The following is a 6,165-nucleotide window of genomic DNA, read 5'->3' on the forward strand; positions in this document are numbered from 1 at the left end:
GCGGCAAAACCATCGGCCGGATCTTCCTGCGGGAAACCGGCATGGGCTATCAGCAATGGCGCCAGCAGTGGCGCCTGATGCGCGCCATCGAGCTGCTCGCCACCGGGCGCAGTCTCGGGTACTGCGCCTTTGAGTTGGGCTTTGCCAGTGACAGTGCGCTGATCGCCTTCTTCAAGGCCATGACCGGCGCCACGCCACGGGGTTACTTCAAGTGAATGCCGACTGGCTGTAACCCGGTGGTAGATCGGCTTCATTGATCGTTCCCTCGCTCTGCGTGGGAATGCATCCCGTGACGCTCCGCGTCACCCGTACGCAAGACTTGAGCCTTGCATCGCCCGCTGGACGCAGAGCGTCCGGGGCGGCATTCCCACGCAGAGCGCGGGAACGATCAGTCATCCCGGCGTCTTGTCGGGTTATTTAGGCATCTTGCGAAAACCCACCGCCAGACGGTTCCAGCTGTTGATGGTGGCGATCGCCACGCTCAGGTCGACTTGCTCTTGCGGGCTGAAGTGGGCGGCCAGTTCGGTGAAGTCTGCATCCGGTGCGTGGGTCTGGCTCAGCAGGGTCAGGCTTTCGGCCCAGGCCAGCGCGGCGCGTTCACGGGGGGTGAAGAACGGCGTTTCACGCCAGGCCGACACGGTGTACAGGCGGCGCTCGGTCTCGCCCCCCTTGCGGGCGTCGGCGGTGTGCATGTCGAGGCAGAAGGCGCAGCCGTTGATCTGCGACACACGCAGGCGCACCAGCTCCAGCAGCGGCAGTTCGATGGACAGTTTGCCGACGGCAGCCTCCAGGGCCAGCATGGCTTTCATGGCATCCGGGGAAGCGGTGTAGAAGTCGGTACGAGCTTGCATGGTGATACTCCAGAACAGTGGGGATTGGTGTCTAGAGTAGTGACGAGGGGGCATTGGACAAATAGCCAATCCGGGGAAAGATCAGGTAGCCAATGGGGCCAATCCTGACGATCACCCCGGCCCTGCGCCTTCACCGCGAAACGCACTGGGGCTCAGCCCGGTCCAGCGCTTGAACGCCCGCCGAAAACTGCGCACATCGCTGTAGCCAACTTCCTCGGTGATCCGTTCGATGGACAACCCCGGGTTGCTCAGCAAGCCCATGGTCCTTGCCCTGCGCACCTGTTCCAGCAAGCCCTCGAACGTCAGCCCATGCTCGGTCAGGCGCCGGCGCAAGGTACGCCCGCTCATGTTCAAGTCACTGGCGACCTTTTCCAGCTGGCTGCCCTGCAAATCCCGGGAAATCGCGCGCTCCACCGCCTGGATCAAATCCATTTTCTGATGCAGTTGCGCGCTTTCCAGTTCCAGCAGTTCCAGGGCCTGGCGCAAGGCCAGGGCATGGTGATTGGGCAGCCGCACATCCAGCCAGTGGCTGGCCAGGACCATGCGGTTATGCAGGCAGCCAAAACGCACATCCGCACCCAACAGCTGGTGATAGTCAGCGACATAGCTGGGCGCGGCGTGGATAAATTCGACCCGCAGCGGCATGAAGCCCTCGCCCACCAGGGCGCGGCCATACACCATCAGGCTGGCGAAGAACTCCTCGGCGGCAAACACCTGCACCTCGGCATACGGCAGCAGGCATTCGATATCGACGAAAACTTCCTGGGGACCTTCATGGGTGCGCGAGGTGGCGATACCGCCGGAGGTGTGCTGATGACGTTCCCCGATGGCAAACGCATCGCGCAACGTCTTGCACAGTGAAATCACATGGCCGAGCAGGCCCAGGGTGCCGAGTACGTTCTGATGGCCTACCCACAGGCCCAGCCCCTGGTCGGGCAACACCTTGAGTGCACGCTGGATCATCGCTACCGCCTGGCGATAGGAAATGCGCTGGGCCGGGTCGTCCAGGTCGGCCAGGGTGAATCCCAGGCCACGGCACAGGTGCTCGGCGCTCGCGCCTTTTTGCGCGACCACTTGGCCGAGGGTTTGCAACAGAAATGGCGAGACCAGGGCCAGATCATAGTGCGGATCAACGGCTTTCCTTTGCATGGATCTTCGATTCCCGACTGAGTGCTTCAGTTCTTGTTTTGGAAACATCCTGACAATCATAGGCTCTTGCAAGAACTGCTGCACTCTGGATGAAAGCTGTCCGCCAAAGTCCCCCTATGTGGCCGCCAATACCCTGCCCCGCCGGGCGCCGAGGGCTTATTTCTATAGGCAGCGTCGTCCTGATAATAATAATGAGCCCAGACATGAACACGACCCGTGCGTTTTACCCCGTGCAACTCGCCCTGTTGACCCTCATCAGCCTGCCGGCCCTGGCCACCGAAGGCGGCGTCGACAACATCGGCCCCGGCACCGATGGCTTCTACATCCTGCCGCTGGACGTCAACAACCTGCCCGACCACATGTTCGCCTTCAACATCTATTACAACCATTACGAAGCCAGGAAGCTCGATATCAGCTCGTTGGGTGGCAAGGTGCCGGACGTGAAGATCAAGTCCGACGCGATCATCCCGCGCCTGGATTACCTCAGCCCGTTGCGGGTATTCGGCGGGCGCCTGGGCGGCTACATCGCCCAGCCGTACCTGAAGCAACAGGTGTCGCTGTTCGGCATGTCCGACACCCGGGAAAGCATGGGCGACACCACCGTGGCGCCGATCATCCTCTGGGACCTGGGCAAGAACCTGACAGTGGGCACCGCCCTGGAAATCACCCTGCCCACCGGCGAATACGACGCCACGCGCCTGGCCAATACCAGCAACAATTTCTACACCTACAAACCGTTGGTGTCGGCGACCTGGATGCCCAACGAGCGCACTGAGCTGTCGATCAAGACCACCTACAGCTTCAACAAGGAAAACCCCGACACCCATTACCGTTCGGGGCAGATTTTTCACTTCGACTACTCGGCCAGCTACAAGGTGACGGATAACCTCAGCCTTGGGCTCAACGGCTACTACCTCAAGCAGACCACCGACGATAAGCAATACGGGCATACCGTGGTGAACATCTATGGCGAAGATGTGGATGACGGGGTCAAGGGCCAGGTGTTTGCGATCGGTCCGGCGGTGTATTTCACCTTCCTCAAGTATGCGAGTGCCGAGGTGCGCTGGGCCAAGGAGTTTGATGTGCAGAACCGGCCGGAAGGCGACATGTTGTGGGCGAAGTTGACGATTCCGTTTGCCCTGTAAACCCGGCAAAAACTGTAGGAGCGAGCTTGCTCGCGAAAAACGTCAACGATAACGCGGGCCGTCTGGATGAACGCGTCGTCCTTGGGTTTTTCGCGAGCAAGCTCGCTCCTACAGTGGGACGGCGTTGTCAGGTGTAGACCGGCCAGGTATCGACGATTTTCCCGCCCCGTACTGCCAGCAAATCGCCGAACTGCAGCAGCACAAACTCACTCTGGGTCGGACGCAGAAACACTTGGTCTTCCACGTTCAGCCCCACCTTGGGCGAACCATTGACCATCTCCTGATTGGAGCTGCGCCCGTACAGGTCATTGCTCTGCAAGCCCCTGGGCGATTCAAACTCCGCCATCCAGTTGCCCCCATAAATAAAGAACGTGGCGCGCTGATTCGCATCCCACCACGAGAACAACCGCGACTTGCCGTCCAGCGCCGGAATGTCCACCGGCCCGGTGCTTTTCAACACGGGCGTTGCGATATAGGCCGCCGGCACATGCTCGCTCAGCGACGGCAAGTCATAGTGCGTCGGCTTGAGCAACGCCGTGCCCACCGACACCTCGCTGCTGAGCTTCTCCTGCTCGTGAATGCGATAGCTCGGGCTGCCTGCCGTATTCAACGTCAGCCCGTCGCGCCACAGCGGCGCAAAGTGCTGGCGGGTGTAATCCACATAGCCGTTGTAGCGCTGCATGACTTTGTCGAACAGGTCCTGGGGCGAGCCGAGAATCCCCGGCACGCCCATGCCCACGAACGGGTCGTAGCCCATGAACCCGCTGAATTCCAGCTGCTGCGGATGCGCGCTGATCATCGTCAGCATCTGCCCCAGCACCGCGTTGTCGCTGATGCCGCCGCGATGCAGGCCCACATCCAGCTCGATATTGACCCGTAGTTTCGTGCCCAATCCCTGGGCCAGCGCCAGGTATTGTTGCAGGCGCTCGGGCGTGTCCAGCAGCCATTGCAGCTGGCGGGACGGGTCGAACGGGCCCTTGTGGGTTTGGTAAAACAGCTCGGCAGAACGCACCGGCAACGGCTTGCCCAGCAGGATGTCCGCATCGGGAAAGACCTGGGCGTCGTGATTCAGAAATGGCTGATGAAACGACATCAGGCGCTGGGTACCGGCTCGCTTGGCGATGTACGCCAGCAGCCCCGGCGACGGCAGGGATTTCTCCACCAGCCGCAGGTGTTTGCCGCCGCGCTGCACTGACTGCATCACCACGTCGATGTTGTGGTCCAGGCGATCGAGGTCGATCAGCATCACCGGGCGCATCGGCCCATGGGCCTTGAGTTGCTGGTTGAGGCTGCGGAAATACTCGGTGTAAGGGCTGCCGCGGTCGCCCGGCCTCAGCAAGATGGCACCACCCACCAGCAACACGCCGGTGCCGAGCATGAAATGTCTGCGGTTCATCAGGCCACTCCCAGAATAGACGACAGGTGCGCATTGAGGAATTTGCCGCTGGGGTCCAGCTCGCGGCGCACTCGGGTAAATTCCTCCCAGCGCGGATACAGCGGCTGCAAAGTGCGCGCATTGAGGGTGTGCAACTTGCCCCAGTGCGGGCGACCGGCGTATTTCCAGAAGATCGGTTCTACGGCGGCGAAGAAGTTGTGGTGGTCCATGGTGTAGTGCTGGTGCACGGAAATCGAACAGCTGTCGCGGCCCTCGAACATGCTCAGCGGAATGTCATCGGCCTTGACGTAGCGGTACTCGATGGGAAACCAGGTGCGCAGGTCCTTGTCGTTGATCAGCTTGAGGATTTCCCGCAGGCATGCCGGTCCGTGCTCGGCGGGCACCGAATATTCCATCTCGTTGAAACGCACGTTGCGCACGTTGGCGTACAACTGGAACGACTCGGCCACGCGGTCATCGAAGCTGGCAAAAAAGCGCAGGCTGTTGAGCAAGGTACGCCGGGCCTCGGGGAAATCGCTGCCGTATTTGTCGAGTTTCTCGATGATCGACACAAACTCGTTGCCGCCTGCCTCGGCCGGGTCGATGGGCGGGGTTTCGGGGTCGGTGGTTTCGTTCAGGGCGATGGACAGGGCGTAGTCGGAATGAGTCACCACGAGCATTTCCCAGTGCTGGTTTTCCCGGGTGTTCTTTGCCACGTCCTCCAGCAGTTCTTCAGTCTTGGCGATCCACTGGCGCTCCCGCAGACGGTACGGTGCGCGGTTTTGCAGGCGGACCTGGGTGGCCACGCCGAGGGCGCCGAGGGACACCCGGGCGGCACTGAACACCTCGGGGTGGCGCTTGGCGTCGCATTCCAGCACCTCACCCTGGGCGGTCACCAGTTGCAGGCCGGTGACGCAACCGGAATATGAGGTGAAGCCCACGCCGGTGCCATGAGTGGAAGTGGAGATCGCCCCGGCCAGGGTCTGGTAGTCGATATCCGCCATGTTCGGCAGCGCCTGCCCGACGTCTTTCAAGGCCTGGCCCATGCGCGACATCGGCGTGCCGGCGGCGAAGGTGGCCTGCACGGTTTGCGGGTCGTGATCCAGCAGGCCATTGAAGTAACTCAGGGACAGCAACGTGCCGTCGGTGGGCACCAGGGCACTGAACGAATGGCCCGAGCCCACCGGCCGCACCTTGCCCGGTGCCTGGCCGATGACCTGCACCAGTTCATCAACGTTCTTCGGCGCCAGCCGCGCCAGGGGCAGACAGGTTTGCGCCCCCGACCAATTGCGCCAGGGAATCAGCCGCGGTGCCCGGGCCAGCTGGGCCAGCACCGGGTTACTGGTCAATGCCATGAACGCGCCGGCTACCGCGCCGCGCTGCAATAATTCTCGCCGTGAAAGCCCCATCGCCTACCCCGTTATTCTTATTGGATGTGTTGACCCGACATAAAGCTGATCAGCGCCAGGAATTGCTCTTCGGAGCACTGCACGCACAGGCCCATCGGGGGCATGCCGTTGTAGCCATTGATGGTGTGGTCCAGCAGGGTGTCCGGGCCCTGGGCGATGCGCGGGCTCCAGGCCGGGCCGTCACCGGTCAGCGGCGCACCGGAGGCCGGGTTGGCGTGGCACAGCTTGCAACTGGT

At 61.8% G+C, this 6,165-nt stretch carries 7 protein-coding genes; 2 read left to right on the forward strand and 5 right to left on the reverse strand.

Translation table 11 applies throughout. The annotated features are described in order from the left end of the window. Positions 1-215, forward strand: a 215-nt coding sequence (locus HX846_RS08470; protein WP_178965245.1) for a helix-turn-helix domain-containing protein, incomplete at its 5' end; no start/stop codon positions are given. A 198-nt stretch (positions 216-413) separates the two neighbouring features. Here HX846_RS08470 and HX846_RS08475 read toward each other — a convergent pair. Together HX846_RS08475 and HX846_RS08480 are read right to left on the reverse strand one after the other, a co-directional pair. Further along, positions 414-851, reverse strand: coding sequence for a carboxymuconolactone decarboxylase family protein (locus HX846_RS08475; RefSeq protein WP_003219182.1), 438 nt, complete (start codon positions 849-851; stop codon positions 414-416). A gap of 111 nt (positions 852-962) precedes the next feature. Continuing rightward, positions 963-2,000: an AraC family transcriptional regulator gene (locus HX846_RS08480; protein ID WP_008430730.1), complete on the reverse strand. Its 1,038-nt coding sequence runs from the start codon at positions 1,998-2,000 to the stop codon at positions 963-965. A gap of 203 nt (positions 2,001-2,203) precedes the next feature. Here HX846_RS08480 and HX846_RS08485 point away from each other — a divergent pair, with 203 nt between their 5' ends. Beyond that, the gene (locus tag HX846_RS08485; protein WP_003219185.1) at positions 2,204-3,145 is read left to right on the forward strand and encodes a transporter; all 942 of its coding nucleotides are present in this window, start codon (positions 2,204-2,206) and stop codon (positions 3,143-3,145) included. A gap of 127 nt (positions 3,146-3,272) precedes the next feature. Here the strand turns inward: HX846_RS08485 and HX846_RS08490 are convergent, their stop codons facing one another. The 3 genes from HX846_RS08490 to HX846_RS08500 form a co-directional block, all read right to left on the reverse strand. Beyond that, positions 3,273-4,481, reverse strand: coding sequence for a DSD1 family PLP-dependent enzyme (locus HX846_RS08490; protein ID WP_177035641.1), 1,209 nt, complete (start codon positions 4,479-4,481; stop codon positions 3,273-3,275). Positions 4,482-4,540: 59 nt separating this feature from the next. Further along, positions 4,541-5,869, reverse strand: a complete 1,329-nt coding sequence (locus tag HX846_RS08495) for a D-arabinono-1,4-lactone oxidase (RefSeq protein WP_178965247.1) — start codon at positions 5,867-5,869, stop codon at positions 4,541-4,543. A 77-nt stretch (positions 5,870-5,946) separates the two neighbouring features. Further along, on the reverse strand, positions 5,947-6,165 hold a 219-nt coding region (locus tag HX846_RS08500), incomplete at its 5' end, for a cytochrome c5 family protein (RefSeq protein WP_178965246.1).

Source organism: Pseudomonas sp. K5002 (assembly GCF_013386655.1).
Taxonomy (GTDB): domain Bacteria; phylum Pseudomonadota; class Gammaproteobacteria; order Pseudomonadales; family Pseudomonadaceae; genus Aquipseudomonas.

What these genes read in the sequence shown, in the direction of transcription:
- HX846_RS08480 (WP_008430730.1), bottom strand. Translation starts at nt 2,000, where the DNA reads ATGCAAAGGAAAGCCGTTGATCCGCACTATGATCTGGCCCTGGTCTCG.
- HX846_RS08485 (WP_003219185.1), top strand. Translation starts at nt 2,204, where the DNA reads ATGAACACGACCCGTGCGTTTTACCCCGTGCAACTCGCCCTGTTGACC.
- HX846_RS08475 (WP_003219182.1), bottom strand. Translation starts at nt 851, where the DNA reads ATGCAAGCTCGTACCGACTTCTACACCGCTTCCCCGGATGCCATGAAA.